Source organism: Tamilnaduibacter salinus (genome assembly GCF_003096655.1).
GTDB classification, from domain to species: Bacteria; Pseudomonadota; Gammaproteobacteria; order Pseudomonadales; family Oleiphilaceae; genus Tamilnaduibacter; species Tamilnaduibacter salinus.
This window is the reverse complement of the sequence record NZ_QEKQ01000001.1, coordinates 37,811-63,311: the sequence shown is the minus strand read 5'-3', so window position 1 is coordinate 63,311 and position 25,501 is coordinate 37,811. Positions and strand designations below refer to the sequence as shown.

28 protein-coding genes are annotated in these 25,501 nt (G+C 63.5%); 10 read left to right on the top strand and 18 right to left on the bottom strand.

The window, feature by feature from the left end; all coding sequences use genetic code 11:
• Positions 1 to 36: 36 nt before the first annotated feature.
• The 6 genes from rodA to C8D92_RS00295 form a co-directional block, all read right to left on the bottom strand.
• A complete protein-coding gene (gene rodA / locus C8D92_RS00320) occupies positions 37 to 1,179 on the bottom strand; it encodes a rod shape-determining protein RodA (protein WP_116918130.1) in 1,143 nt (380 codons plus the stop codon).
• The gene (gene mrdA, locus C8D92_RS00315) at positions 1,172 to 3,076 is read right to left on the bottom strand and encodes a penicillin-binding protein 2 (protein ID WP_116918129.1); all 1,905 of its coding nucleotides are present in this window, start codon (positions 3,074 to 3,076) and stop codon (positions 1,172 to 1,174) included. Before mrdA ends, rodA begins: the two co-directional genes overlap by 8 nt.
• 11 nt (positions 3,077 to 3,087) lie before the next feature.
• Positions 3,088 to 3,558 carry a 23S rRNA (pseudouridine(1915)-N(3))-methyltransferase RlmH gene (gene rlmH / locus C8D92_RS00310; protein WP_095610898.1) on the bottom strand — a complete coding sequence of 157 codons (471 nt, stop codon included), beginning with the start codon at positions 3,556 to 3,558 and terminating at the stop codon, positions 3,088 to 3,090.
• Between the two features lie 2 nt (positions 3,559 to 3,560).
• A complete protein-coding gene (gene rsfS, locus C8D92_RS00305) occupies positions 3,561 to 3,911 on the bottom strand; it encodes a ribosome silencing factor (protein WP_116918128.1) in 351 nt (116 codons plus the stop codon).
• 100 nt (positions 3,912 to 4,011) lie between these two features.
• Complete coding sequence (nadD, locus tag C8D92_RS00300; RefSeq protein WP_116918127.1) at positions 4,012 to 4,662, bottom strand: nicotinate-nucleotide adenylyltransferase; 651 nt, start codon at positions 4,660 to 4,662, stop codon at positions 4,012 to 4,014.
• Between the two features lie 6 nt (positions 4,663 to 4,668).
• Positions 4,669 to 5,925, bottom strand: coding sequence for a glutamate-5-semialdehyde dehydrogenase (locus C8D92_RS00295; protein WP_116918126.1), 1,257 nt, complete (start codon positions 5,923 to 5,925; stop codon positions 4,669 to 4,671).
• A gap of 185 nt (positions 5,926 to 6,110) precedes the next feature.
• Between C8D92_RS00295 and C8D92_RS00290 the strand changes: the two genes are divergently transcribed.
• The 3 genes from C8D92_RS00290 to C8D92_RS00280 are packed head-to-tail and all read left to right on the top strand — an operon-like array spanning position 6,111 to position 9,566.
• Positions 6,111 to 7,118 carry a GGDEF domain-containing protein gene (locus C8D92_RS00290; RefSeq protein WP_095610902.1) on the top strand — a complete coding sequence of 336 codons (1,008 nt, stop codon included), beginning with the start codon at positions 6,111 to 6,113 and terminating at the stop codon, positions 7,116 to 7,118.
• Complete coding sequence (locus tag C8D92_RS00285; protein WP_095610903.1) at positions 7,111 to 8,109, top strand: GGDEF domain-containing protein; 999 nt, start codon at positions 7,111 to 7,113, stop codon at positions 8,107 to 8,109. Before C8D92_RS00290 ends, C8D92_RS00285 begins: the two co-directional genes overlap by 8 nt.
• Complete coding sequence (locus C8D92_RS00280; protein ID WP_116918125.1) at positions 8,109 to 9,566, top strand: bifunctional DedA family/phosphatase PAP2 family protein; 1,458 nt, start codon at positions 8,109 to 8,111, stop codon at positions 9,564 to 9,566. The genes C8D92_RS00285 and C8D92_RS00280 overlap by 1 nt, the downstream gene beginning before the upstream one ends.
• Here the strand turns inward: C8D92_RS00280 and C8D92_RS00275 are convergent.
• From C8D92_RS00275 to C8D92_RS00265, 3 genes are all read right to left on the bottom strand, one after another.
• Positions 9,535 to 10,800: an HDOD domain-containing protein gene (locus tag C8D92_RS00275; protein ID WP_116918124.1), complete on the bottom strand. Its 1,266-nt coding sequence runs from the start codon at positions 10,798 to 10,800 to the stop codon at positions 9,535 to 9,537. The genes C8D92_RS00280 and C8D92_RS00275 overlap by 32 nt on opposite strands.
• A gap of 69 nt (positions 10,801 to 10,869) precedes the next feature.
• A complete protein-coding gene (locus C8D92_RS00270) occupies positions 10,870 to 11,334 on the bottom strand; it encodes a peptidoglycan-binding domain-containing protein (RefSeq protein WP_116918123.1) in 465 nt (154 codons plus the stop codon).
• Between the two features lie 83 nt (positions 11,335 to 11,417).
• On the bottom strand, positions 11,418 to 12,500 hold the full coding sequence (locus tag C8D92_RS00265) for an AI-2E family transporter (protein ID WP_095610907.1): 1,083 nt from the start codon (positions 12,498 to 12,500) through the stop codon (positions 11,418 to 11,420).
• A 44-nt stretch (positions 12,501 to 12,544) separates the two neighbouring features.
• On the opposite strand from C8D92_RS00265, the gene C8D92_RS00260 reads away from it, so the two are divergent.
• Entirely contained in the window at positions 12,545 to 12,889 is a 345-nt protein-coding gene (locus C8D92_RS00260) for a hypothetical protein (RefSeq protein ID WP_116918122.1), read from the top strand.
• A 232-nt stretch (positions 12,890 to 13,121) separates the two neighbouring features.
• Positions 13,122 to 13,364 carry a hypothetical protein gene (locus C8D92_RS00255; protein WP_095610909.1) on the top strand — a complete coding sequence of 81 codons (243 nt, stop codon included), beginning with the start codon at positions 13,122 to 13,124 and terminating at the stop codon, positions 13,362 to 13,364.
• Between the two features lie 56 nt (positions 13,365 to 13,420).
• Here the strand turns inward: C8D92_RS00255 and C8D92_RS00250 are convergent, their stop codons facing one another.
• Genes C8D92_RS00250 through C8D92_RS00230 form a run of 5 tightly spaced genes read right to left on the bottom strand, consistent with a single transcriptional unit; the run spans position 13,421 to position 17,173 of the window.
• The gene (locus C8D92_RS00250) at positions 13,421 to 14,209 is read right to left on the bottom strand and encodes an acyl-CoA thioesterase (protein ID WP_116918121.1); all 789 of its coding nucleotides are present in this window, start codon (positions 14,207 to 14,209) and stop codon (positions 13,421 to 13,423) included.
• Positions 14,206 to 14,724 (bottom strand): dihydrofolate reductase, encoded by a 519-nt coding sequence (locus C8D92_RS00245; RefSeq protein WP_095610911.1) that lies wholly within the window; start codon positions 14,722 to 14,724, stop codon positions 14,206 to 14,208. Before C8D92_RS00245 ends, C8D92_RS00250 begins: the two co-directional genes overlap by 4 nt.
• A gap of 19 nt (positions 14,725 to 14,743) precedes the next feature.
• Positions 14,744 to 15,583, bottom strand: a complete 840-nt coding sequence (locus C8D92_RS00240; protein ID WP_116918120.1) for a thymidylate synthase — start codon at positions 15,581 to 15,583, stop codon at positions 14,744 to 14,746.
• Positions 15,580 to 16,368 (bottom strand): prolipoprotein diacylglyceryl transferase, encoded by a 789-nt coding sequence (gene lgt / locus C8D92_RS00235; protein ID WP_116918119.1) that lies wholly within the window; start codon positions 16,366 to 16,368, stop codon positions 15,580 to 15,582. The genes C8D92_RS00240 and lgt overlap by 4 nt, the downstream gene beginning before the upstream one ends.
• Positions 16,369 to 16,378: 10 nt before the next feature.
• The gene (locus C8D92_RS00230) at positions 16,379 to 17,173 is read right to left on the bottom strand and encodes a sulfite exporter TauE/SafE family protein (RefSeq protein ID WP_095610914.1); all 795 of its coding nucleotides are present in this window, start codon (positions 17,171 to 17,173) and stop codon (positions 16,379 to 16,381) included.
• 77 nt (positions 17,174 to 17,250) lie between these two features.
• Here C8D92_RS00230 and C8D92_RS00225 point away from each other — a divergent pair, with 77 nt between their 5' ends.
• From C8D92_RS00225 to C8D92_RS00205, 5 genes are all read left to right on the top strand, one after another.
• On the top strand, positions 17,251 to 18,006 hold the full coding sequence (locus C8D92_RS00225) for an NRDE family protein (RefSeq protein WP_095610915.1): 756 nt from the start codon (positions 17,251 to 17,253) through the stop codon (positions 18,004 to 18,006).
• A gap of 60 nt (positions 18,007 to 18,066) precedes the next feature.
• Positions 18,067 to 18,321: an exodeoxyribonuclease VII small subunit gene (locus C8D92_RS00220; protein WP_095610916.1), complete on the top strand. Its 255-nt coding sequence runs from the start codon at positions 18,067 to 18,069 to the stop codon at positions 18,319 to 18,321.
• Positions 18,318 to 19,214 carry a polyprenyl synthetase family protein gene (locus C8D92_RS00215; RefSeq protein ID WP_116918118.1) on the top strand — a complete coding sequence of 299 codons (897 nt, stop codon included), beginning with the start codon at positions 18,318 to 18,320 and terminating at the stop codon, positions 19,212 to 19,214. The genes C8D92_RS00220 and C8D92_RS00215 overlap by 4 nt, the downstream gene beginning before the upstream one ends.
• A gap of 185 nt (positions 19,215 to 19,399) precedes the next feature.
• On the top strand, positions 19,400 to 21,334 hold the full coding sequence (gene dxs / locus C8D92_RS00210; protein WP_116918117.1) for a 1-deoxy-D-xylulose-5-phosphate synthase: 1,935 nt from the start codon (positions 19,400 to 19,402) through the stop codon (positions 21,332 to 21,334).
• Between the two features lie 134 nt (positions 21,335 to 21,468).
• Complete coding sequence (locus C8D92_RS00205) at positions 21,469 to 22,014, top strand: hypothetical protein (RefSeq protein ID WP_095610919.1); 546 nt, start codon at positions 21,469 to 21,471, stop codon at positions 22,012 to 22,014.
• Between the two features lie 80 nt (positions 22,015 to 22,094).
• Here the strand turns inward: C8D92_RS00205 and ribA are convergent, their stop codons facing one another.
• The 4 genes from ribA to argJ all read right to left on the bottom strand — a co-directional run bounded on the left by ribA (position 22,095) and on the right by argJ (position 25,492).
• Complete coding sequence (gene ribA, locus C8D92_RS00200; RefSeq protein ID WP_095610920.1) at positions 22,095 to 22,715, bottom strand: GTP cyclohydrolase II; 621 nt, start codon at positions 22,713 to 22,715, stop codon at positions 22,095 to 22,097.
• A gap of 96 nt (positions 22,716 to 22,811) precedes the next feature.
• Positions 22,812 to 23,288, bottom strand: a complete 477-nt coding sequence (gene moaC, locus C8D92_RS00195) for a cyclic pyranopterin monophosphate synthase MoaC (RefSeq protein ID WP_116918116.1) — start codon at positions 23,286 to 23,288, stop codon at positions 22,812 to 22,814.
• Positions 23,288 to 24,271, bottom strand: coding sequence for a Nudix family hydrolase (locus C8D92_RS00190; RefSeq protein WP_116918115.1), 984 nt, complete (start codon positions 24,269 to 24,271; stop codon positions 23,288 to 23,290). The genes moaC and C8D92_RS00190 overlap by 1 nt, the downstream gene beginning before the upstream one ends.
• A 3-nt stretch (positions 24,272 to 24,274) precedes the next feature.
• A complete protein-coding gene (argJ, locus tag C8D92_RS00185) occupies positions 24,275 to 25,492 on the bottom strand; it encodes a bifunctional glutamate N-acetyltransferase/amino-acid acetyltransferase ArgJ (RefSeq protein ID WP_116918114.1) in 1,218 nt (405 codons plus the stop codon).
• Positions 25,493 to 25,501 lie beyond the last annotated feature (9 nt).

Sequence of the window (25,501 nt, the reverse complement as noted above, 5' to 3'; positions counted from 1 at the left end):
GACAACCCGGGCGACAGAACCTGAACAGACGGTAATTCAGGCGGCGAGCATTCGTCGGTGTGTGTGAATCGACATCAGAACCCCGAACCCGGCCATCAGGGTCACAATGGACGTGCCGCCAAAGCTCACCAGCGGTAACGGAACACCGACAATCGGCAGAATACCGCTCACCATACCAATGTTGACGAACACGTAGACGAAAAACGTCATGGTCAGCGCTCCCGCCAGCAGCCGGCTGAACGAGTCCTGGGCATAGACGGCGATATAGAAACAGCGGCCGATGATCAGTAGATACAGGAACAGCAGAGCCAGAACCCCGATGAAACCGAACTCCTCGGCGAGAACGGCAACGATAAAATCCGTGTGGCTCTCTGGCAGGAAGTCAAGATGGGACTGAGTGCCTGACAGCCAGCCTTTGCCCGTCAGTCCGCCGGAGCCGATGGCCGTCTTGGACTGAATGATGTTCCAGCCCGAGCCCAGCGGGTCGCTTTCCGGATTCAGCAGGGTCAGTACCCGCTGCTTCTGATACTCCCGCATCACGAAGAACCAGAGGGCCGGCGCGGTGACACCGATCAGTGCCAGGAACGCCCCGACAAGCTTCCAGCTGATGCCCGCAAAGAAAACCACCACCAGGCCCGCCGCCCCCACCAACAATGCCGTCCCCAGGTCCGGCTGACGAATGATCAACACCATCGGGACCAACACCAGCACCACCGCAACCATCAGACGCGAGAGGCTTGGCGGGAGATAGAAGCGCGACAGGTACCAGGCCGCCATGGCAGGCACCGCCAGCTTCATGAATTCCGAAGGCTGGAACCGTGGCAGACCGGGTAGATCCAGCCAACGCTGGGCCCCTTTGGCGCCCACGCCCATGATGAGCACCGCCATCAGGGCCATGACACCCGCAATATAGACCAGCGGCGACCAGCGCCGATAGAAAGCCGGATCGGGCTGCGCCAGCAGCACCATGATCAGGAAACCGATGCCGATGCGCACGCCCTGAGCTTCGACGACGGCCACATTCTGATCCGCACCACTGTATAGCACCACCAGACCAGCACAGAGCAGGACAGAGAGCAGCAGCAACAACCAGGGATCGAGATGAATCGCACCGAGTAGGCCCCGCTCCCCTCCCAGCGACTGCTCCGGCATCTGGCGGATGAAGTCCCGGTCAGCCATCGCTGGCCACCTCCGTGTCGGAGCCGGCGACGACCGCCTTCTCAGCATCACCATGCGGCAGTTCCATCAGCCAGGCGTCAAACAGGGAACGGGCAATGGGAGCCGCCGCAGCACTACCACTGCCGCCATTTTCCACCAGCACGGCAAGCGCAATGTCGGGGTCATCGACTGGCGCGAAGCCAACGAACAGGGCATGATCCCGCAACCGCTCACGAATTTCCTCTTCGTTGTATTCCTCGTCCTCTTCGAGGCTGAACACCTGGGCGGTACCAGTCTTCCCCGCAAAACGATAGGCCGCTCCCCGGCCGACCCGGCGTGCGGTGCCCTTCTCGCCGTGAACCACATCTTCCATGGCCTTCACGACATACTGCCAGTCCCGACGCTCACGCAGCTGAATGTCCTGCTGCCCGCTCTCCGGCAGCGCCGAAGCCGCACTGACCTCGCCCTCAACCTGTCTCAGCATATGCGGCGCCTGCCACTCCCCACGATTGGCCACCACCGCCGTGGCCGTCGCCAACTGCAACGGCGTGGCCAGCATAAACCCCTGCCCGATGCTCATATTGACATTGTCTCCCGGATACCAGGGCTCGCCCCGGGCACCGCGCTTCCAGGCGGCTGATGGCAACAGTCCGGACCGGGCACCGGGAATATCAAGGGCCGTGTTGACCCCCAGCCCAAAACGGGCCAGGTAGTCATGCATCGTGTCCACGCCCATCTCAACGCCCATTTGGTAGAAGTACACATCGCAGGACTCTGCAATGGCGCTGTTGAGGTCGGTCCAGCCATGACCGGTTCGCTTCCAGTCACGGTAACGGCGCCCACTTTCCTTGAGCTTGAAGTAACCGGGGTCCCAGATGGTTTTCTCACGCGTGGTGGCGTTGCTGTCGAGAGCCGCGATGGCCAGCATCGGCTTGATGGTCGACCCCGGTGGATACTGCCCGCGCAGCGCCCGGTTGAACAGAGGCTTGTCCGGCGACTGGCTCAGCGACCGGTACGCTTTGACGCCAATCCCGGTCACAAACTGATTGGCATCAAACCCCGGCTTGCTGGCCAGCGCCAGAATGCCGCCCGTGTCCGGATCCAGCGCCACCACCGCGCCTCGATTGTCACCAAGCAGCTCAAAAGCCTTCTTCTGGAGACGGATATCAAGGCTCAGGGTCAGGTCGCGCCCAGGCTCGGGCGGTTCTTCCTCCAGAACACGCAGTGTGCGCCCACGGGCATTGGTCTCCACGTGCTCGTAGCCCACCGAGCCATGCAGCAGATCCTCGTAAAACTGCTCCACACCCGACTTGCCGATGTAGTTGGTCCCCGCATAGTCCACCGCGTCCACCGACTGCATCTCTTCCTTATTGATCCGTCCCACATACCCGAGCGCATGGGCGGTAATGCGGCTGTGGGGGTAGTAACGCACCAGCTCCGCTTCCACTTCCACACCGGGGAATTCATGCCGGTTGACCGCCATGCGGGCCATCTCGTCCTTGCTGAGATCGTACAACAGCGGTACGGGAGAGAACGGACGGCGGTACTCCTGCAGCCGGTCGCGAAAGCGCTGGAGATCGTCTTCGGTAACAGACAGGACATCCCGAAGCCGTTCCAGCGTCTCTGTCATGTCGTCGATTCTCTCGGGCACCAAGGTTACCCGGAACACCGGCCGATTCTCGGCCAGAAGCACCCCATTACGGTCATGGATCAGTCCACGTGGCGGCGCAACAGGCCGGACCTGGACCCGATTCTTCTCAGACAGGGTGGTAAAGGTATCGTGCTGGAAGACCTGGAGATAGTACAGCCGCGCGGCCAGCACGCCGAACAGGACCAGCACCACGACCAACGCAATGGCGATGCGACGCTGGAACAAGCGGCGTTCGGCGTGAATGTCCTTGAATTCGCCCCAGGCCATGGCTGGACTCTCTAGGCTCGATGGTATGGATGATTCCGGGTGATTGCCCAGGCCCGGTAGAGCTGCTCAGCGACCACCACGCGGACCAGCGGGTGTGGCAAGGTCAGCGGCGACAGTGACCAGAGCTGATCCGCACGCTCCCGACACGCCGGCGCCAGGCCGTCCGGCCCTCCGACGAGGAATGCCACGTCCTGCCCGGCCATCTGCCAGTCCTCCAGGCGACTCGCGAGCTTTTGCGTCGACCAGGCGCGCCCCTCCACCTCCAGAGCAATCACATGATCGGACGGGGACAAAGCCGCCAACTGGGCTTCCCCTTCGCGCCGAACCAGCCGGTCAATGTCCGGGTTCTTTCCCCGGCCCGGCAGGTTCACTTCGGTCAGCACCAGGTCCAGGCCAGCCGGAAAACGCCGGGCGTATTCACGATAGCCCTCATTGACCCATCCGGGCATCTTCTGCCCCACACAGATCAGCTTCAGGCGCATCCTCAGTCGCCGCCCGCGGCGCCAAGCGTCGGGGCATCGCGCCAGAGTCGCTCCAGATCGTAGAACTCCCGGGTCGTCGGCGTCATGACATGGACCACCACATCGCCCAGGTCCACCAGCAGCCAGTCACTGACCTCACCCCCTTCAACGCCGCCGGTGCGGGCGCCGGCCGCCTTGGCCTGGCGGGTCACTTCATCGACAAGAGAGCGGACATGGCGGTTGGAGGTGCCGGAGGCGAGAACCATGTAATCGGTGACACTGGTACGGTCACTGACGTCCATGACGGTCACATCACGGGCTTTCAGGTCGTCCAGTGCGTTCAGGACGGTGTTTTTGAGTGTGTCGGCGTTCATAGATTCCCTGTTGTGCGGATGCTCACCGCGCGTTGATCGTCAGGCAATGCGGCTGATTGCCCTCCCGGAGGTCATCGACCGACCTCCTGCTCAAATTGTATCACTCCCCCCCATCGGAGGAAGGGCTGTACAGTCGTTGATCCTGAATCAGGGCCAGTACGTCGTCCGGCAGCCAGTATCGGGCAGACCGACCTTCGCGGAGCGCGAGACGGATATCCGTCGCGGAAATACTCAGGGGCGGCAGGGAGACGGACCAGACGCCTCCCGACGGAGTCCGCTCCAGGAAGTCGGCGCCGACTGACCGGTGATCGGCCAGCAGCCGGTCCGCGACCGACCCGGCAGGAATGTCATGGCCCGGCCGTTCCACCACGATGATGTGTGCCAGTTCCAGCAGGCGCGGCCATTGGTGCCAGCGATCGATGGCGGCGAACGAATCGGTGCCGGTAACCATCGCAAGCGGCTCATCGTCGCCGATTTCGGAGCGGATCGACGCCAGCGTATCGACCGTGTATGACGGCCGGTGCCGTGCCAGCTCACGCCGGTCCACTGTCAGCCCGGGCTCATCCCGGATGGCGGCATTAAGCATGGCAAGGCGCTGGTCCGCCGAGGCACCCGGCTCGCCGCGATGCGGTGGCAGATGACAGGGCACCAACGACACATCCGCCAGCCCGAGACGCTCGCGCAACTCAATGGCCATCCGTAAATGGCCGTGGTGAATCGGATCGAAGGTGCCGCCAACAATAACGCGCATCAGCGCTCAGCCCCGGACATGGCCATCGCCAAACACCACGTATTTCTGGGACGTCAGGCCCTCCAGCCCCACGGGCCCACGGGCGTGAAGCTTGTCGGTGGAAATGCCGATCTCCGCGCCCAGACCGTATTCCGAACCATCCGCGAACCGCGTTGAGGCATTGACCATCACCGAGCTGGAATCCACCTCTTTCAGGAAACGGCGGGCCCGGGTCAGGTTCTCCGTGATGATCGACTCGGTGTGCCGGGAACTGTGACGCTCGATGTGCGCCATGGCCTCATCCAGGCCGTCCACCACCCGCACCGCGAGGACCGGCGCCAGGTACTCCTCATCCCAGTCGCCCGCTTCGGCCGCGCTGATCCCTGTCAGGATTGCCCGCGTCCGCTCACAGCCACGCAGTTCCACCTCATGGGCGGCGAATCGATCCGCCAGCAACGGCAGCATGTCATCGGCGATTTCCGAATCCACCAGCAGCGTTTCCATCGTGTTACACGTGCCGTAGCGCTGCGTTTTGGAGTTGACGGCCACATCCAGCGCCTTTTCCGGATCGGCGTGGCTGTCGATGTAGACATGACAAACCCCATCCAGATGTTTGATGACCGGCACGGTCGCATTCTGACTGATCCGCTCGATCAGCCCCTTGCCACCGCGCGGAACGATCACATCGACGAACTCCGGCATGGTGATCAGCTCGCCGACGGCGGCGCGGTCACGGGTCTCGATCACCTGAACGGCGGTATCCGGCAGGCCGGCTTCGGCCAGCCCGTCGCGCAGACAGGCGGCGATGGCCTGATTGGAGCGCATCGCCTCCGATCCACCTCTGAGAATGGTGGCATTGCCCGATTTGAGACAGAGACTGGCCGCATCGACGGTCACGTTCGGCCGGGACTCATAGATGATCCCGATCACGCCCAGCGGCATCCGCATCCGCCCCACCTGGATACCGGACGGACGGTACGCCAGATCCGTGATGCCGCCCACCGGGTCCGGCAGCTCCGCCACCTGGTGCAGACCGGCAATCATCGCGTCGATCCGGGCGTCGGTCAGGGCCAGCCGGTCCAGCATGGCCTCATCCAGCCCGTTGGCCCGGCCGTCTTCCAGGTCCTGCCGGTTGGCATCCGCCAGAGCGGCGCGCGACCGGTTGAGGGCCTCGGCTGTGGCCTCGAGCGCGCGATTGCGCCGGCCGGTCTCAGAGCGGGCAATGGCCCGGGAGGCCTCACGGGCCTGGCGGCCCACGTCGGCCATGTAGTGCGTGATATCCATCAATGCGTCCCGTGGTTGTCACTGAATGTTCTGTAACGGATTCTCTCCGGTGGGCGCGCCTGCATTTCAGGACGCCGTCGTTGCAGGTATTATACCGGGGCCAGACGCAAACGCAGCCCCAACCGCTGCCTGCCCCTCCCGGGCGGGGTGGCCGGGGCCGGAGATGACTGTCACGGAGACACCCCATGCCAAACCGGGCTGACCGGCCACTCCCCGAACCGGTTCTGTGGATTCCCGTTGCCGCACTGCTGGCTGCGGCGGCGATCAATGCCTGGCAGGGCCAGGCGCTGGCGGCACTGACCGCGTTCCTGTTCGTCATCATGGGCATCCTGATGCTCACCGGCCTGTCACGACCGGAACAGGAAGTGCGCCAGTGGCCGCTGCGACTGATCAGCGTACTGGCCCTGCTGGCCATACTGCCGGCGATTCTCACTCACCAGAGCGGCACCGCGCAATGGAGCTACCTCCTGCCGCTGGTCATCAGCCTGCTCTGGCCACTGCGCTGGGCCTGCGTTCTGATTGCCGCGCTACTGCCAGCGTCCCTGATGGCGAGCTTTGACCTGTCATTGGGGGCCAGTCGTCACCAGATGCTGGTGGGCATTCTGCTGACCATCCTGCTTTCTCTGGTCTTCCTGTTCATGAGCGACTACAAACGCCGGCAACTGGCGCCACTGCGGCGCACCGACGAGCTGACCCAGGCCGCCAGCCAGGAGTACCTGTCCTCGGACCTGCACAAGGAAATCCAGCGCAGCGACCGGGAAGGACTCGAATTGGCCGTCCTGCTGATCGGGCTGGATCGGCCGGTCACCCAGAGCCGACCGGCCCCCAGCCTGCGCGCCGCCCTGCCCCGGGTCGGACGATTTCTCCATTCCCGGCTGCGGGCATTCGACAGCTACTACCGGGTGGATGACATGGCATTTCTCGCCATTCTGCCGGGCATGAACACCGCCGGCGCAACCCGCCAGGGCGAAAGTCTGCGCCGGGGCCTGGGCGAGCTTCTCGAGTCGCACGGCGTGAACACGACGGTCAGCGCCGGTGTCGCCGGGCTCAACATCGGCGATGACGCCGAAAGCCTGCAGGCCTCAGCCTACCAGGCCCTGCGACGGGCACAGCAGCAGGGCGGCAACCGCACACAGTCCTTCAGTGCCTGGTCGGGCGCTGTCGACGACCAGACGGAGACCGGCGATGACTGAAGCCCAGCTCCGCACCGCCACACACGGGCTCGGCTACGGGCTCACCGCACTGTTCATGGCGGCCCTGGCCCTGCAGAACCTGCGGTACGGCTTTTACGGCCTGTTTTATCTGGGCGCCGCTATCACGCTACTGGCTGCCTGCGGAATGCTCTACACCATTGTGGTCCGCCGACAGCAACTGTCCGCCCGCCTGCACCTGCCGATTCTTTCCGGCCTCACTCTCGTGACGGGCATCGCGCAGTTCGCCGGCCCCCACCCGGAGACCAGCCACTGGCTGTTCCCGCTGATCCTGCTGAATTTTCTGATCCTGCCGCTTTGGCAGGCGCTGATTCTCTCGGCAACACTGCTCCTGGCACTCACACTGCGGGCACTGATCCTCATGCCCACACCGGACGCGGTCATGCTGATCCTTGCCGGTGCCGGACTGGTGGCTCTGGCGGCCTACTTCAATGGTCGTCATACCCACATGGTGCAGTCGGCCGAGACGCTCGCGATCACTGACTCACTGACCGGTGCCCACAATGCCCGTTTTCTGGATGAAACCCTCCAGAAAGAACTGAGCCGGTCCCGGGCCACGGGCCACCCAATGGCGGTCATCCGCCTGCGGATCGACCATCTGGCGGAGATCGGCAACCTCCATGGCACCACCGTGCGTCAGCGCCTGCGTCGCGATGTCGCCGAATCCCTGTTCTCCATCATCCGGGCCGGCGACACACTGTACGCGCTGGATGACGATGACTTTTTCCTCGTTCTGCCGTTCACTCCGGAAGAGGGCGTCCGGGTCATCGTCGAGCGTATCCGTCGCACGATCCGCGATGGTGCCTGGCCGCCGGTCGGTCGGGTAACAGTCTCGCTGGGGTGTACCATCCGCCAGGACACAGATACCCAGGCTGACACGGTGATGGCCCGCGCGGAGAGCGCTCTGGACCGGGCCTGCCAGGAAGGCACGGATCGCGCCTGGTTCCAGGCGGAACCGGAGCCTGAGTCGTGATGGAGGCCGTTGAGCCACTCCTGGAATGGCTCTCTGCTCACCCAGGCTGGCTGGGAACCGCCATCTTTACCATTGCCCTGATCGAATCCCTGGCCATTGCCGGCGTCGTTGTGCCCGGTGTGGCCCTGCTGTTCGCCGTCGCCGTATTGGCGGGGGAAACCGGGCTGGGCCTGCTTCCAACGCTGGCGTTCGCGTGGTCCGGCGCGGTTGTCGGCGACGGCGTCAGCTTCTGGCTCGGGCGCCTGTTCAGCGGTCGGCTTCACGAGGTCTGGCCCTTTCGCCGATATCCATCCGTCATCGAAAACGGAGAACGGTTTTTCCGCCGCCACGGCGGCAAGAGCATTGTGATCGGGCGGTTCGTGGGCCCGATCCGACCAGTTCTGCCGTTAGTCGCCGGAGCCTTCGCCATGCCAGCCCGTCTGTTTCTGGTCTTCAACCTGACGTCCGCGGTCGGCTGGGCACCGGTCTACATTCTGCCCGGCTTCCTCGTGGGCAGCGCGATGGCCCAGTCCATTGATCTGCCGCCTCACTTCTACCCCATAATGGGCATTGCTCTGGGTATTCTCGCGCTGATTTACGCGCTGTTTTTCCGGCTCCATTACGATCTGCTCAATCGTGGACGCCTCTATGAGTGGCTGGCACGCCGCGTAAACCGTTCACCAGCCGGGCGTGTCATCTGGCGCCATTTCTCAAGCCGGCGCCAGTCCGACAGCGAATTCCCGCTACCGTCGCTGGTACTGTCGGTCGTCACCCTGACCGGTTTTATCCTTTGGACGCTCATCGTCGTTGAAACCCGGATGCTGGGCGATTTCGACCAGGCGACAGCGTCATTCTTCCAGACACTGCGACACCCACTGATTGACCCGGTCATGGTTGGCCTGACACGACTCGCCGACGTCCGGCTGCTGACCATCTTGTTCATGATCGCCGCAGCGGCACTGGCGTTCCGCCGCCGCAGCATGGCGGCCGTGCATATCGTTATAGCCGGCACCGCGACCGCTGCCCTGGTCAGCCTACTGAAAGTCTCGCTGGGGGTGCCCAGGCCGGAACTCGTTCTGGTCCCCCCCGAATCCGGCGCCTACCCCAGTGGTCACGCCGCCGGTATTGCTCTGGTTCTCGGGCTGAGTGCCAGTTTCCTGGCCCGGGAATACCACGGACGCCATCGCTGGATGATCTACGCAGGCTTCAGCCTGCCCATGCTCGCGGTCTCACTGAGCCGGGTCTATCTGGGCGTTCACTGGTTTTCCGATGTGGTCGGGGGGCTGATGCTCGGCCTGATGGTTTCGGGTGTAACGCGTTTTTCCTACAGCCGTCACGATCAGTCCCCCATGCGCCCGGGCTCCTTCACGTTGGCCACACTGGCGCTGATGGCCGGCGTGGCTCTGGCTTATGTCGCCACTGACTTCACGGAGGCCGCTCAGGCGTTCAGCCCCGTAACAGCGACTGAAGCTCGCTGACCCGGTCCTCCGCCTGGTGGAGCAGCTCCAGGCTGCGTGATGCACTGAGGGTCAACTCCCCGAGGCGGCGATACGCGGGCACCTCAGAAAAATGGGGCAGCCCCTCATTACGCTGGCCGTGAATCATGGCGTGAAGCTGGGCCACGATCACCACATCCGCCAGCTGTGGCTCTTCCTCGGCCGCCTCATACTCCCAGTTCTCCGCGTGACGGGCCGCCCGGACGAAAGCCTCCGGGAAGCTCCAGTTTTCCAGTACAGCGGCGCCAACGTCGGCCCGAAGGGCATCGACCACATGGGCGACTTCGGTGAGGTCACCGGCCAGGTGCGCCTGCTGATCGGCAAACACGTAGACTGGAATCATCCCAATATCGTGTAGCAGGCCAGCCAGCATGGCTTCCTCGGGGTCCAGCCGGGTCGCCGCATCCGCCAGTACCCAGCAAAGGGCCGCCACTTCCCGGGAATGGTGCCAGAGCTCGTCCATCTGCTCCTGGAGCTGCTTGTGTTCGGCCCGGAAAACCTCGCGCATGGCGAACATGGTAACCAGTTGCCGAGTGGTTCGGGTTCCAAGCCGAACCACAGCCTCGCGGACCGTCCGGGTCTCACTGACACCCCGATAGAGTGCGCTGTTGCAGGCCCGGATCAGCTTGGCGGCAATGGATGGATCGGCGCTGACCACCTGCGCCATGTCATCGGCGGTAGCGTTCTCCCGCTCCGTGGCCCGACGCACCTTGAACGCCACGTCCGGCACACTGGGAAGACGCAACCGGTTGGCCTTTAGGTCGGCGTAGAATTCCATCAGCAGATCGTGCGCCGGCGTGTCATCCTGGTCACTATCCGGCGCCACCTCGGCCGCCTCGGTCAGCTCCTCAGCCGGCGCCGTCCGGAGCAGGTGATTGACAAGCTCCTGGGCCACCGCCATCAGGCGCACCGGCTTCGTCGCCGTGACGCTGTACATCCGGGGCTGGAGGCGGGCGATGGGGTTGTGCGCCGCCTCACTATCGGCGGCGATGGTGGATGTGCGCCCGTCACGGGCACTGAGCGCCACCTCGCCTTCAAGAAGAAACAGATCCAGACCGTCCCGGGTGCCCTGTTCGGCAATGCTCTGCCCCGGTCGGTACTGGCGAAACTCGGCACGTGAGGACAGCAGAATCAGTTGGTCATCAGTCAGCCGGTCCAGCGGCTGATACACTCTCAACTGGCGCGGCTGCACGGGCGCCGACTCCCTGGCCGTCATGGGCGATCTCCTCGACTGTGACCGGCGCTCCCTTCAGTTGGTGAACGCCGGGTAACAAGAGCATAGGCGTCAGAAGAAGGACCAGCTGCCGTCATCCTCTTCCTCGATGTCCCCCTCGGAACTCTCAGCACCGCTGTCGCTGCCAGCACTGTCGACGGCTTCGGGGGCGTCGGTATCACTCCCGGAAGCGTTCGCCGAAGACGATGACGTCGAAGCCTCCTGCGCGGCCCCTGCTGACGAGGACGATGCGGAAACCACCTCCGTTGTCACCAGCCCCAGTGCTTCACGGGTGTCGTCATTCAACTCGCCGGTGACCTGCAGATCCGGATGGTCCTGCTGGAACTGCTCCAGCGCTGAGCGTGTGGACGGCCCCATCTGCCCGTCTGCCGAATCAATATCGTAGCCGGCACCGTACAGGGCATTCTGCGCCGCGAAAATCTCGTCCGCCGCAGCGGCCGGACCGGCAAGTCCAAACGTCAGTAACCCGGCCAGTAACCCGGCGGCCAGCGAGGGGGCATTCGATATCTTGATCATCGTGTTGGTCTCCTGCGTCGAAACGCGTTTTGTTGTTATAAACCGCTCAAACGGTCATCCCGTCATACTACCGCATTCGCCATTCAGGGGTCAGCCTCCCCGGAATGCTCGAACGGATCACCAGCGGAGTCGTTGAACTCGCGGATGAAGATCCCCCAGAAGGCGATGAACAGGGCTGCCACCAGCGGTCCCATCACGAACCCATTGATTCCGAAAAGAACGATGCCTCCCAGTGTCGACAGCAGCACCAGATAGTCCGGCATTTTGGTATCGCGACCGACCAGTATCGGTCGCAGCAGATTGTCCGCCAGTCCGATCACCAGCACGCCAAAGAGCACCAGAACCACCGCCGACACCACATCGCCCACGGCAACCAGATACAGGGCCGCCGGCAACCAGACCAGAGCCGCCCCGACGGCGGGAATCAATGAGGCGATGGCCATCACCACGCCCCACAGCAACGCCCCTGAAATGCCAAGCACCCAGAAAATCAACCCGCCAAGGGCACCCTGGGCCACCGCCACCAGCAGGTTGCCTTTGACGGTGGCGCGCGTGACCTCCGCGAACTTACTCATCAGCAACCGCTCGCGATCATCCCCGAGTGGCAGCGCAACGATCAGCAGCTCAACGAGGCGGTGTCCATCCCGGAGCAGGAAGAACGCCAGGTACACCATGAGCGCAAAAGACAGCATGAACTGGAAGGTATTCTGGCCGATGCCAAACGCCCGACTGGCCAGAAACTGGCTGCCGCCCACCACGGCCGAAATCGCACTCTCGCGAAGTTTGTTAAAATCAATGTCGAACCGGTCCAGAAAGGTTTCGACCACCGGGAACGACTCCCGGATGCGATCCAGCCACTGACCGGGATTCACGTCCCCGGACTGGATGCGCTGATACAGCGTGACGCCCTCCGCGACCAATGACGAAATCAGCCCCAGCGCCGGCAGGATGACGATGACCAGGCACAGCACGAGCGTGATCAGCGACACCAGGTTCGGGCGCCCGGCGATCCGCCGACCCAGCCACTGCTGGACGGGGTTGAAAATCACGGCGATGGCCACAGCCCAGAAAATGGGACCGAAGAAGGGCTTCATCAGTAGCGCAAACGCGAGCGTGACGAGCACGAGCGTCGCAAGAAAAGACCGTTGTTCAAGCTTGTCGTACATAATGCCTGTGGTTGTCCGATCCGAGTCGACAGAGTAGCCGTATTTTGGATTCAGTGGAATTTTCAGAGACCAACGCCATTGAGGCGGCGCGCGCCCTGAGCGACATCCTCGCCCGCCGGACCCATCGACGCAAGGTCATGGGCCAGGAAGTGGTCGTGCCCGGCCAGCTCGGCGAGGCATTGCGCCTGCCGGAGATCATCAACCGGCTCCAGAGTCCACGTGCACAACGTCGGGAAGCAGGTCTTGATGCCTTTGAAGGACTCTGGGCGACACTCTCCCACAACACCCGCAATCAGGTACTGGAGGCCATTGGCTGGTATGACCCACGCTTGCTGGACTGGGACGACCCGCGTTCCAACCGCCGTCCGCCCGTCGCCGACGATTCCTGACGGCGAGGAAAGGCTCTACCCCATCCCCGGGAACTTTCGAACGTCGCTGTCATCACACTGACACCCGGCTCGCGTGCAATCGATTCATACAACCATGGTGATGGTTGATCTTTTCGGTATTCCATGCGTAGTGTCAAAACAAAGGGTTATTAAAGCGCCGGCACAGAGACCGGCAATGGTCCGACGGACCGGTTGCCGACAGCCGGACACCAGTGAGAAAAAGGAGTCAACAATGAAAGACGAACAGCATTACGAGGCCAGACTGGCCCGTGGTAACGTCGTGCCGACGCTGTTGTGCGGTCATTGTGAATCGGTCATTCCGAAAGCGCGCATTTTCAGCAACGAGGGTGACCGGTATCAGGATGTGGACTGCGACACCGTGGGTCTTTGCTTCGCCGATGATTGCGGTGCGGTCAACTGCTGCGACAACGCCATGAAAGAGCTGGACCAGCGTCAGCAACAAGCGGTCGTCTGAGGCCACCAGACACTCACCTGCCACCCCTTCCCCACCGAATGGACCGTATTCGGCCGTCAGCCGAAAACGGTCACAGCCTGACGGCTCATCGCCACCAGCTCTCCACGGCGACTCCAGATCGTCGCATGGGTATGCCCATAACCGGCTCCGGCCTGATCAATCACGGCGCGGTACAGAAGCGGCTCAGCCGGGTCCAGCTCAGGCCGGGGATGGACCATTTCCAGGGACCAGCTCATGGAACTGGCCGGCGCCGGGCCTTTGAGGTGCTGCAGAACGGCGGGCGGCCAGGCGTCCACCAGGGCGATGATGTGCGCGTCGGTGAGATGCTCCGGCGCCTCCCGGAATCGCATCCAACCGCCCATTTCGCGGTGGCGCTGCCCCGTGAACGGCAGCGCTCCGAACCCCCGGCGCATCTCGATATGGCGCGTAAATTCAGGCGTCACGCCTGGCTGAAATGGCAGTGCCTGACAGTCACCGGGAGCAGGCACCGACGGGGCGGGCTCCGGCTCCAGTGCAACGGTCGATTCCCGATCACCACCAAAACTGCCGAGCGCGGCCAGTCGGATACTGTCTTCCTGAACCAGGTGCGTCTGGACCTGACTCGCCGTCTTGCCTTCGCGCAACAGCCGGGTTTCAAAGCCGAGCGGCTGCTCCGCCGCCACGGGCCCGACGAAGGCAATCTGCAGTGCCCGCAACGGACGCTCTTCAGCCACCTCATCCTGCATCCGCTGAAAGGCCAGTGCGCCCACCAGTCCGCCAAATAGCGCCCGGCCCTGCCCCCAGTCAGGAGACAGCGTCAGGGTATCGTCATCCGCCCGTTTCAGAATCTCGTCGAAGGTTGTCATTTCGCCCTGTCCTTTCGGTCAAACACCACGAAGCTGTAGTCGTAGGGATTGTTGCCCGAGGCCTGAAAGTCCTCGCGGCCAACCTCCTCCCACTCCGACCAGTCCACGGACGGGAAGAACGCATCGCCGTCCACCTCGTCGTGAACCAGTGTCACGTACATGCGGTCGATCAGCGGCAGCGCCAGGTCATAGATCTGCCCGCCACCGATCACCATGATCTCACCGGCCCCATCCAGCTCGGCTTGGGCGCTGGCACGATGGATCGCCGACTCCAGGGACGGCTCGGCGACGGCACCCGTGGGCGCTTCCCACTGATCGTCGCGGGTGATCACCAGATTCAGGCGCCCCGGCAACGGCCGGCCAATGGAGTCAAACGTCTTACGCCCCATGAGGATGGGTTTGCCCATGGTGGCCTGTTTGAAATATTTCAGATCCCCCGGCAGATACCAGGGCAACGCGTTGTTCCGGCCGATCACGTGGTTGCGCGACATCGCGACGATAAGTGCGTTTCGCATGGTTTCTCCTGTCGATGCGTCAGACCGCGATGGGGGCGCGGATGGGCGGATGCGGGTCGTAGCCCCGGAATTCGAAATCGTCGATGTCATAGCCAAACAGCGAGTCCGGCCTCCGGCGAATCACCAGCTCTGGTCGTGACCGGGGTTCCCGGCGGAGCTGTTCATGGACGATGTCGTCCGTGAGGTGGTTCTGGTACAGGTGACAGTCGCCGAAGGTGTGCACAAACTCCCCCACCCCCAGATCACACTGCTGGGCGATCATATGGGTCAGCAGGGCATAGGAGGCGATGTTGAACGGCACGCCCAGAAACAGATCAGCGCTGCGCTGGTAAAGCTGGCAGGAGAGCTTCCCGTCCGCGACGTAGAACTGGAACAGGCAGTGGCAGGGCGCCAACGCCATAAGGCCCTCACGGACATTGTCCTGCGGACCGATGGTTTCGTCTGGCAGTTCGGCCGGGTTCCAGGCAGAAACGATCAGCCGCCGGGAGTTCGGTTTGGTCCGGATCTGCTCGACCACCTGACTGATCTGATCCACCGTCGAGCCATCCGGGCACTGCCAGCTACGCCACTGCTTGCCGTATATGGGCCCCAGATCGCCGTCCTCCAGCGCCCACTCGTTCCAGATGCGCACCTTGCGCTCCTGAAGGTACTGATTGTTGGTGGAACCGGTGAGGAACCACAGCAACTCATGAATGATGCTGCGCAGGTGGACCTTCTTGGTCGTCACCAGCGGAAAGCCCTGCGAAAGGTCGAATCTCAGCTGGCGGCCGAACACCGAGCGGGTACCAACGCCGGTCCGGTCACCCCGATCAATGCCGTTGTCCAGCACATCCTGCATCAGGTCGAGATACGCCTTCATGCCGCGCTCCTCCGGTAGGCCCACACCATCATCGCCGCGCCGGCCAGCACCATCGGCAGCGACAACACCTGCCCCATCGTGACCCAGTCGAAGGCCAGATAACCGAGCTGTGCATCCGGCTGCCGGAAGAACTCGGCGACGATGCGGAAAACGCCATAGAGTGCCAGAAACAGCCCCGAGACCGCCATGCGCGGCCGGGGGCGTGCCGAGAACCACCAGAGAACCGCGAACAGCAGGACGCCTTCCATCGCGAACTGGTAAAGCTGGGAGGGATGGCGCACCAGGGCATCCGGCGCCTTGGGGAACACCATGCCCCAGGCGACGTCGGTGGGTTTGCCCCACAGCTCGCCATTGATGAAGTTGCCGATCCGGCCCGCGCCCAGGCCAATCGGTACCAGAGGTGCCACGAAATCGGTGACCTGGAAGAAGCTCCGCCCAATCCTGCGAGCAAACCAGGCCATAGCGATCAGCACACCCAGCAGTCCTCCATGGAATGCCATACCGCCTTCCCAGATGCGGAACAGCCAGAGCGGGTCTGCCAGGAACAGCTCGAAGTTATAGAAAACCACATAGCCAAAGCGCCCGCCCAGAATCACACCCAGCGCGGCGTAGAAGATCAGGTCCCCCATCTGCTCCTCGTTCAGCGGGGAGCCGGGTTTGCGGGCCCGCAGGCGCCCCAGAAACCAGGCGGAGAGGAAACCGACGAGGTAGGTCAGCCCGTACCAGTGGATTTTCAGGGGGCCGATCGAGATGGCCACCGGGTCGATCTGGGGGTAACGCAGCATAACGGGTCCCTTAAATCAGAAAACGCAGGCCCACAACGATCAGGACCAACGCAAAAATTCGTTTCAGCAATACCGGATCCAGCCGGTGCGCCAGCGCCGCCCCGAACCGGGCGAACACGACACTGGTCAACACGATGCCCACCAGCGCCGGCAGATAAACAAAGCCAAGGCTCCATTCCGGCCGGTCCGCCACCGACCACCCGGTCGCCACATTGGCCAGCGCACCAGCGACGGCGATCGGAAGGCCACAGGCAGCGGACGTGCCCACCGCCTGCTGCATGCGCACGTTGCACCAGCTCAGGAACGGCACCGTCAGCGTGCCACCCCCGATGCCAAAGATCGCCGAGGCCCAGCCAATACCGCCGCCCGCCATCGCCAGACCGCTGTGGCCCGGAACATCCCGACCCGGCGCGGGCTTGAGATCGAACAGCATCTTCAGCGCGGCCAGGATGACAAACACACCGATGATCAGCTCCAGATCGGCGCCGCTGAGCATGGACGCCGTCCACGCCCCGAGCGCGGCACCCAGAACAATGCCGACCGACATCGGCCGAAACAGTTCCCATCGCACACCCTGGCGTACGTGGTGGGACCGGATCGAGCTGATTGAGGTAAACACGATGGTGGCCAACGAGGTTCCCACCGCCAGATGCGGTGCAATCTCCGGCGCCACCCCGAGAAGACCGAAACTGACAATCAACACCGGGACAATAATCAGCCCACCCCCGATCCCGAACAGTCCCGCCAGCGTGCCCGCCAGCGCGCCCAGGCAAAGGTAGATCGCGAACAGAACAGTCAGGGACATGGCGGCTCCGGTGTGTGGGCACAGAAAACCTGCCGTATGATACACAGGAAAATCCACCGATTCAGCGCCTGGAATGTATGTGCCTTATCCTGTTTGCAATCGATCAGCATCCCGATATGCCACTCGTGGTGGCCGCCAACCGGGATGAGTTCTACGACCGCCCCACCGCCCCCATGCACTGGTGGAACCAGCCCGTCGTGCTGGCCGGGCGTGACCGTCGCTCCGGCGGCACCTGGCTGACCGTCACGCCGGAGGGTGTGGTCACGGCCGTCACCAATTTCCGGGACGGGCTTGCCGAAGACGCTCGGTACTCCCGCGGCGAACTCCCTTTACTGGCGGCCCAACAGACACCGGACACACTGGCCGGCGCCCTGGGAAGCAGCCGGGATCAGTACGCCGGCTATAACCTGATCCGCCTCAACACCCACCGGGGCTGGTACTTCAGCAACCGGGATGCTCATCCCGGCCGACTCATACCCCGGGGCATCCACGGTCTCAGCAACCACCTACTGCAAACGCCCTGGCCCAAGCTGGTCCGGACCCGGCAGCGGTTCGCCGATTGCCTTCGGGGCCCCGCGAACTCGCTGCACGACGCTCTGACCGACATTATGCTGGACGATCAGCCGGCTCCGGACGCGTCGCTGCCCGATACCGGTGTTGGCCAGGCAACCGAGCGTTTTCTCTCATCACCGTTCATCCGCAGCGATACCTACGGCACGAGAGCCACCACCGTGGTCTGCGTCCGACGTGACGGCACGATCTCGGTCAGCGAGCAACAATGGCAACGCGGTGGCGTTCGCGGGGACCAGGCCCGGTTCGAATGGTGCGTCTGACAGCGTCGGCCACTCTGGTATACTGCCGCGACCAATTCCCACATCTCCGGAGTCGTCATCATGAGCGAAGAGAGCGGCGTCACCATTGCGGATTTCGAGACCTCGCTGAATGAGCTGGAAAGTCTCGTCCGTGAGCTCGAGCAGGGCGATCTTCCTCTGGAGAAGTCGCTGACCGCATTCGAACGCGGGGTGCGGCTGACCCGACACTGTCAGCAGGCGCTGCGCCAGGCGGAACAGCGAGTGGAGGAACTGGTCCAGGACGATGAGGGCAACCTCGGCACCCGCCCCTTCAAGACGGAAGACGACAGCGAATGACGGCAGCCGTACCCACGTCCACGCTGGAACAGTGGCGAGAACACATTGAAACCTGCCTGACGCAATGGCTGACGCCATCACCGGGCCCGGCCTCAACGCTGGAGGAGGCCATGCGCTATGCCGCCCTCGGAGGGGGGAAACGCATCCGCCCCATTCTGTCCATGGCTGCCGCGCAAGCCTCCGGTGGCGGCCCGGATGAGGGTCTGGTGCCGGGGTGCGCCGTGGAACTCATTCACGCCTACTCTCTGGTTCACGATGACCTTCCGGCCATGGACGACGACGCCCTGCGGCGGGGCAAGCCCACCGTCCACATCGCGTTCGACGAGGCAACGGCCGTGCTGGTTGGTGACGCCCTGCAGACACTTGCGTTTGAGCAGCTGGCCGCGAACGCCCGGGTGCCTACCGCCACCGCGCTCGCCATGGTGCAACACCTCGCCCGCGCCAGTGGGCGGTCTGGCATGGCCGGCGGCCAGGCCATCGACCTGTCGCTGGTCGGTGAGACGCCCGATCTGGCCATGCTGGAGACCATGCACCGCCACAAGACCGGTGCCCTGATTGAAACCAGCATCCTCCTGGGAGTACTGGCGTCGGGGCGGGACGTCGACGGCGACCTCGGAAACCGCCTGCAACAATACGGTCGCGCCCTTGGGCTCGCCTTCCAGGTCCGGGACGACTTGCTGGATATTGAAGGGGATACCGATCACATTGGCAAGCCCCAGGGCTCAGACGAGGCCCGCAACAAGCCCACCTACCCCGCCATTCTCGGGATCGATGGCGCCCGCGAGCATCTCCAGGCTCTGGAGCGGGAAGCCCGCCAGTCACTGGATGGCCTGGGACCGGAGGCGGATACTCTGAGAGACCTCATCGCCCGAATCGTTTACCGACGGCACTGACCGGCCGCCACAGGGCCTCCACCGCTTGACCCGGACCGCTTGCAGAATGTGACACTGGTTCCCGTAAACGGCTGGTCTGCCTCGCTCACCGAGCGAGGCAGACACAGAGTTGGCGATAGGGGACTTATTCCGGTCCTTCCGATCGCTTATAATGGGCTTTTATCCGAACCGGACGATCAGCGCGGATGCAGGACACGACGATTTTTCAGGAGATCCCCACACGCCAGCCCGAGACGCCGCTGCTGGACCGGATCGACACACCGGATCAGCTTCGGGAGCTGAGCGAGGAAGAGCTTCCGCAACTGGCGTACGAGCTGCGGGCGTTCCTGCTGTGGAGCGTGGGTCAGTCCGGCGGGCATTTCGGTGCCGGACTGGGCGTTCTGGAACTCACCGTGGCGCTGCACTATGTGTTCAATACGCCGGAGGACCGGCTGGTGTGGGATGTCGGCCACCAGGCCTACCCCCACAAGATTCTGACCGGGCGTCGCCATCGGATGGGCACCATCCGCAAAAAGGATGGCCTGGCCGGCTTTCCCAAACGCGCCGAAAGCCCCTACGACACGTTCGGTGTCGGGCACTCCAGCACGTCGATCAGTGCCGCTCTTGGGATGGCCCTGGCGGCGCGCCAGCAGAACAGCCCGCGCAAGAGCATTGCCGTGATCGGCGATGGCGCCATGACCGCTGGCATGGCCTTCGAAGCCCTGAACCACGCCGGTCACCTGCACGCCAACATGCTCGTCATCCTGAACGACAACGACATGTCGATTTCGCAGAATGTCGGCGGCCTGTCCAACTATTTCGCCAAATTGCTGGCCAGCCGCGCCTACAATCAGGTCCGTGATGGCAGCAAGAAGGTGCTTCAGGGTGCACCCAAAATGATGGCCCTAGCCCGCAAGACCGAAGAACACTTCAAGGGGCTGATTTCCGGCGGCACCCTGTTCGAGGAGCTGGGCTTCAACTACATCGGGCCGATCGACGGACACGACTTGCCATTGCTGCTGGAAACACTCGAAAAAATCCGGGAGCTGGACGGCCCGCAGTTCCTTCACATCGTCACGCGCAAGGGCAAGGGATTCGGTCCGGCAGAGCTGGATCCAATCGGCTATCACGCCATCAACAAGATCGAGCCGAAACCCGCCGTCAAGCCGGCCGACGCGCCGGCCGCGCCAAAAAAACCCAAATACGCCAATGTCTTCGGACAGTGGCTGTGTGATACGGCCGAGGCGGATGAACGGGTCGTCGGCATCACCCCGGCCATGTGCGAGGGGTCGGATCTGGTGGCCTTCAGTCAACGGTTCCCGGAACGGTACCACGACGTTGCGATCGCCGAGCAGCATTCGGTCACGCTGGCCGGCGGGTTGGCCTGTGACGGCGCCAAACCGGTGCTGGCCATCTACTCCACCTTTCTGCAGCGCGGCTACGATCAGTTGATCCATGACATCGCCATTCAGGATCTCGACGTGCTGTTCGCCATCGACCGGGCCGGGCTGGTGGGCCAGGACGGGCCAACGCACGGCGGGGCATTCGATCTGAGCTACCTGCGCTGCATCCCCAACCTGACCGTCATGGCGCCGTCGGACGAGAACGAAACGCGGCTGCTGTTACAGACCGGGCTGATGCATACCGGGCCGGCCGCGGTCCGCTACCCCCGCGGCACCGGACCCGGCGCGACCATCCATGACGGGCTGGATACCGTGCCCATTGGTCAGGGGCGTTTGGTACGAGAAGGACAGCGCATCGCGATCCTCAACTTCGGTACCCTCCTGACGCCGGCGCAGGAGGTCGCCGAGCAACTCAATGCCACGCTCGCGGACATGCGCTTCGTCAAGCCGCTCGACACCGCACTGGTCGAACAACTGGCCGAGCAGCACGATGTGTTGATCACCCTGGAAGAGAACGTGACCGCCGGCGGCGCTGGAAGCGGCGTCAGTGAGCACCTCAATCGTCTGGGCATCCTCAGGCCCACCGGGCACATCGGGCTCCCCGACCGGTTCGTCGACCACGGACAGCACGGCGAGCAACTGGCCGAATGCGGCCTCGATGCGCCGGGGATCCGTGCCAGCATCGACGACTATATGGATATGCTCAGTCGTAACGAGCGACTCAAAGCCGTCACATAACGGGGACCGACGACGCGCGGTTCTCGCCCCCGAAGTTTGAACCCGTTAATGGCAATGGCACCCGTTATCCGTATGATTGGCGTCGCCGGATGGCGGACGCGCCGGGCAGCAAGCGATGATAAGGAGGTCTGGGAGTGATCCGACAGCGGCTCAGATTGCGGCAGGACATGCAGGTGGATCTCAACCTCGGCAAATCGCGCGAGGACATTTTCATGGCCTATCAGGGCCAGGGATTGAGTGACATGGACCTGGCCCGCGAGATTGCCAGTCTGTGTGGACGCCAGCAGCGACGGGACTGCCAGCTCCCCAACTGGTTACTGATCGGGGTCGTAGCCGGCATGGCAACCTGGTTGTCCATCAGTGTGGCATTGCTGCTGCCTGACGGCGTTCATCCCTATCTGCCCGTTGCCCTGTCCGTTCTGGGCATCGCGTCGCTGGTCTACATCGCCGCCTTCAGCGCCTTTCTCTGCAAGGCCTACACCTCATCGGTGGGCTTTACGATGGGATGTCTGGCGCACCTGGCGGTGGCCGCCTTCCACACCCCCATCATCGGCATCGTCGGCATTCCGCTGGCCCTGGGATGGTGCCTGCTCGCCCTGATGCTCAAGCGCGGCCTGTTTCCTCACATGGGATTGTTCGATATCCGACGCGCCGAATCCGGCGCTTTTATTCTCGAATAATCCGGACGCGTTCAACGGGCCGATTGCGCGCGCCTGCGTCAGAGACTCAGCAGAACGCGACAGGGCACGACAGGCGGTTCTCAGAGGGAGGCGTCGGGGTCATCGTCCTGATGGGTCTCAAGCCAGTGCCCCAGCTTGCTCTGCTTGGTGGCGAGATAGCTCTCATTGTGCGGGTTACGACCGGCGTGTAGCGGAACGCGCTCGGCGATGGTAATGCCCAACTCCTCCAGCGCCTGCACTTTACGGGGGTTGTTGGTCATCAGGCGCAGGCTGCGAATGCCCAGGTGGCCGAGCATATCCCGGCACATGGAGTAATCGCGCAGATCGGCCGCAAACCCAAGCTGTTCGTTGGCTTCCACGGTGTCGGCCCCCTCATCCTGAAGGCGGTAGGCGCGGATCTTGTTCAGCAGCCCGATCCCCCGGCCTTCCTGGCGCAGGTACATCAGAATGCCTCGCCCTTCCCGGGCGATGCTGCGCAACGCTTCTTCAAGCTGATAGCCACAGTCGCACCGCATGCTGTACAGCGCATCGCCGGTCAGGCACTCGGAGTGGGTCCGGGCCAGCATTGGCGCATCGCTGTCCAACGCGCCCAGGGTCAGTGCCAGGTGCTCTTTGCCGGTGTCGGTTTCCTCGAAACCGTGCATGTCAAAAACGCCAAACGGCGTGGGTAGCCGGCAGCTCTGGACATAGCGAACAGCCACAGCGTTACCTCGGGTTCAATCGACAGGGCGCGCATTCTAGCAGAATGGGCTCTGTGGGCGTACCCCGCCGTCAGCGCGGCGCAGAAGACAGGCGAATCAACCGGCCCAGTGGCCGGAGCGACCACCGGATTTCTCCACCAACCGGACGTCGCTGATGACCATCCCCCGGTCGACCGCCTTGCACATGTCATAGAGAGTCAGCGCTGCAATATTGACGGCGGTCAGGGCCTCCATCTCAACGCCAGTGCGCGCCGCGAGACGACAGCAGGACTCGATCCGCACCCCCGGCGTCTCCGCATTCTCAATGCTCAGGTGCACCTTCACAGACGTCAGGTTCAGGGCATGGCAAAGGGGAATCAGGTCGTGGGTTTTCTTGGCGGCCATGATCCCCGCGATACGGGCGGTCGCCAGCACGTCGCCCTTGGGGTGCTCATGGTTCCGGATCATCGCCAGGGTTTCCGGACGCATGGCAATAAAAGCCGTGGCGCGGGCCTCCCGATCCGTCACGGTCTTCTCCGTGACGTCCACCATGCGGGCGTCGCCATGCTCATCCAGGTGGGTCAGGTGTGCCATCAGGAGGGCTCCTCGTCCGTCTCCGGCGACGGGGACCGCCACCACCCGCTGATCGTGGCGATGCCCCGTGCGCCATAGTGGCGTGCCGTGTTTACATCCGCCGTGCTCAGCCCGCCCAGCGCGTACACCGGACGGTTGGCGCGGGCGATCAGGCCGGAAGCGACCTCCCACCCCATTGGGCTGGTGGTTGGGTGGCTCGCTGTCGCCTGCACGGGGCCAAGAAACGCGTAGTCCGCCTCCAGAACCGATGCCTGTGCGAGTTCTTCCTCATTATGGCAGGAAACACCCAACCAGTATTGCCGGCTGACCGGGCGGGTATCCTCCAGCACTTCGGCCACTCGCCACGGCAGGTGAATACCATCGGCATCCGGGCAATCGATCAGTGCGGAGGGCTCTCCGTGGAGTACCAATCGAGCGCCAATGTCCCGGCAGATGGGAACCAGCGCCCGGGCCCGCTCGGCATAGTGCTCCCGTGAGAGCCAGGGCGCGCGAAGCAGCACGGTTTGGGGGCGCTGCTCCTCAAGCTTCTCCCGGAGAGTCGCGAGCACGTTTTCGCCAGACCAGGCCTCGCCGGTAATGTGGATCGTGTCGGACAACTGGACGGCATAGATGATCGGGCCATTCGCCGCCGGGAAAGCTTCGGGATCCAGACTGGCCGCTGGCCGCCACTCAACCGGCTGACCTTCGACCCCGTGGGGCTCGCCCGTGAAACCGGTCACCTCGAACACGTCCAGCAAGACACACTTGTCGTCGTAGTCATGAGCCACACGAATCAGCGGGATGATGTCGTCGGTGGTCGCCCCGATGCCAAGCTCCTCGGCCAGTTCGCGCTTCAGCGCCTCCGGCGCAGGCTCTCCTGGTTCGACCTTGCCCCCCGGGAACTCCAGTCGACCGCCCTGATGGACATGGTCCGGGCGACGTGCCACCAGTACCTCATCACCCCGGCGAACCACGCCCACAGCCACATGAATCGGTTTCGTCATGACTCAGGTCCGGTATTCGGCGTTGATGGTCACATAGTCATGGGACAGATCGCAGGTCCATACGGTTTCACGAACCGTCCCGCGACCCAGGTCAACACGGACAGTGATCTCGGGCTGATCCATCACGGCCTGCCCCTGCTCTTCGGTGTACGACTCGGCCCGACCGCCATCGCGGACCAGCGCCACGTCCCCAAGATCAATGGCGACCCGCTCCAGATCGAGTCCAACCACCCCGGCCCGACCGACCGCCGCCAGTAAGCGCCCCCAGTTGGGATCGCTGGCGTAGAAAGCGGTCTTGACCAGCGGCGAGTGCGCCAGCGTGTAGGCCACATTGAGCGCCTCGTCCACTGATGCGGCCTGCTCCACGGCAATGGTGATGAACTTGGTCGCCCCTTCCCCATCACGGACGATGGCATGGGACAGTTCCAGAAACACGGACAGGAGCGCCTCGCGAAGCACCGGCAACTGGTCACTGGCACTCGTGATCTCCGGCGCATTGCTCTGGCCGGTTGCGATCAGCATGCAGGCGTCATTGGTGGAGGTGTCGCCGTCGATGGTAATTCGGTTGAACGACCGGTCCCCCAGCTCGGACACCAACTGCTGAAGCAGGTCGGGATCGATCGCGGCATCGGTGGCGATGAAGGCCAGCATGGTCGCCATGTTGGGGCAGATCATCCCGGCTCCCTTACTGATACCGGAGATCGTGACGGTCTGACCACCCAGGGTGATCCGGCGCGTCGCGCCCTTGGGCTGGGTGTCCGTGGTCATGATGCCAGAGGCGGCATCCGCCCACCCCGTCGGCGACAGCACATCCAGCGCATCAGGAAGCCCGGCCACCAGGCGATCCACCGGCAGGCGTTCCCCGATCACGCCAGTGGAAAAGGGCAACACCTGTTCGGCAACACCGCCGGTTTCCTGGGCGAGCGCATCGCAGCAGGTCTGCGCATCGGCCACGCCATCCTCGCCATTCCCGGCATTGGCGTTGCCGGTGTTGATCAGCAGGTAGCGCGGTGGCTCGACCGCCAGATGGTCACGGGTGACGAGCACCGGAGCCGCGCAGAACTGGTTCCGGGTGAACGTTCCGGCGACCCGGCTGCCCGAATCCAGAGCCATCACCACCAGATCCGGGCGACCAGGCTTCTTGATGCCGGCGGCCGCTGTGCCAAGGCGGACCCCCGCCACGGGATGAAAGTCGGGCAAAGGCCCAAGTCCCACACTCATGGTCGCGCC

What these genes read in the sequence shown, in the direction of transcription:
- rodA (WP_116918130.1), bottom strand. Translation starts at nt 1,179, where the DNA reads ATGGCTGACCGGGACTTCATCCGCCAGATGCCGGAGCAGTCGCTGGGA.
- mrdA (WP_116918129.1), bottom strand. Translation starts at nt 3,076, where the DNA reads ATGGCCTGGGGCGAATTCAAGGACATTCACGCCGAACGCCGCTTGTTC.
- rlmH (WP_095610898.1), bottom strand. Translation starts at nt 3,558, where the DNA reads ATGCGCCTGAAGCTGATCTGTGTGGGGCAGAAGATGCCCGGATGGGTC.
- rsfS (WP_116918128.1), bottom strand. Translation starts at nt 3,911, where the DNA reads ATGAACGCCGACACACTCAAAAACACCGTCCTGAACGCACTGGACGAC.
- nadD (WP_116918127.1), bottom strand. Translation starts at nt 4,662, where the DNA reads ATGCGCGTTATTGTTGGCGGCACCTTCGATCCGATTCACCACGGCCAT.
- C8D92_RS00295 (WP_116918126.1), bottom strand. Translation starts at nt 5,925, where the DNA reads ATGGATATCACGCACTACATGGCCGACGTGGGCCGCCAGGCCCGTGAG.
- C8D92_RS00290 (WP_095610902.1), top strand. Translation starts at nt 6,111, where the DNA reads ATGCCAAACCGGGCTGACCGGCCACTCCCCGAACCGGTTCTGTGGATT.
- C8D92_RS00285 (WP_095610903.1), top strand. Translation starts at nt 7,111, where the DNA reads ATGACTGAAGCCCAGCTCCGCACCGCCACACACGGGCTCGGCTACGGG.
- C8D92_RS00280 (WP_116918125.1), top strand. Translation starts at nt 8,109, where the DNA reads ATGGAGGCCGTTGAGCCACTCCTGGAATGGCTCTCTGCTCACCCAGGC.
- C8D92_RS00275 (WP_116918124.1), bottom strand. Translation starts at nt 10,800, where the DNA reads ATGACGGCCAGGGAGTCGGCGCCCGTGCAGCCGCGCCAGTTGAGAGTG.
- C8D92_RS00270 (WP_116918123.1), bottom strand. Translation starts at nt 11,334, where the DNA reads ATGATCAAGATATCGAATGCCCCCTCGCTGGCCGCCGGGTTACTGGCC.
- C8D92_RS00265 (WP_095610907.1), bottom strand. Translation starts at nt 12,500, where the DNA reads ATGTACGACAAGCTTGAACAACGGTCTTTTCTTGCGACGCTCGTGCTC.
- C8D92_RS00255 (WP_095610909.1), top strand. Translation starts at nt 13,122, where the DNA reads ATGAAAGACGAACAGCATTACGAGGCCAGACTGGCCCGTGGTAACGTC.
- C8D92_RS00250 (WP_116918121.1), bottom strand. Translation starts at nt 14,209, where the DNA reads ATGACAACCTTCGACGAGATTCTGAAACGGGCGGATGACGATACCCTG.
- C8D92_RS00245 (WP_095610911.1), bottom strand. Translation starts at nt 14,724, where the DNA reads ATGCGAAACGCACTTATCGTCGCGATGTCGCGCAACCACGTGATCGGC.
- C8D92_RS00240 (WP_116918120.1), bottom strand. Translation starts at nt 15,583, where the DNA reads ATGAAGGCGTATCTCGACCTGATGCAGGATGTGCTGGACAACGGCATT.
- lgt (WP_116918119.1), bottom strand. Translation starts at nt 16,368, where the DNA reads ATGCTGCGTTACCCCCAGATCGACCCGGTGGCCATCTCGATCGGCCCC.
- C8D92_RS00230 (WP_095610914.1), bottom strand. Translation starts at nt 17,173, where the DNA reads ATGTCCCTGACTGTTCTGTTCGCGATCTACCTTTGCCTGGGCGCGCTG.
- C8D92_RS00225 (WP_095610915.1), top strand. Translation starts at nt 17,251, where the DNA reads ATGTGCCTTATCCTGTTTGCAATCGATCAGCATCCCGATATGCCACTC.
- C8D92_RS00220 (WP_095610916.1), top strand. Translation starts at nt 18,067, where the DNA reads ATGAGCGAAGAGAGCGGCGTCACCATTGCGGATTTCGAGACCTCGCTG.
- C8D92_RS00215 (WP_116918118.1), top strand. Translation starts at nt 18,318, where the DNA reads ATGACGGCAGCCGTACCCACGTCCACGCTGGAACAGTGGCGAGAACAC.
- dxs (WP_116918117.1), top strand. Translation starts at nt 19,400, where the DNA reads ATGCAGGACACGACGATTTTTCAGGAGATCCCCACACGCCAGCCCGAG.
- moaC (WP_116918116.1), bottom strand. Translation starts at nt 23,288, where the DNA reads ATGGCACACCTGACCCACCTGGATGAGCATGGCGACGCCCGCATGGTG.
- C8D92_RS00190 (WP_116918115.1), bottom strand. Translation starts at nt 24,271, where the DNA reads ATGACGAAACCGATTCATGTGGCTGTGGGCGTGGTTCGCCGGGGTGAT.
- argJ (WP_116918114.1), bottom strand. Translation starts at nt 25,492, where the DNA reads ATGAGTGTGGGACTTGGGCCTTTGCCCGACTTTCATCCCGTGGCGGGG.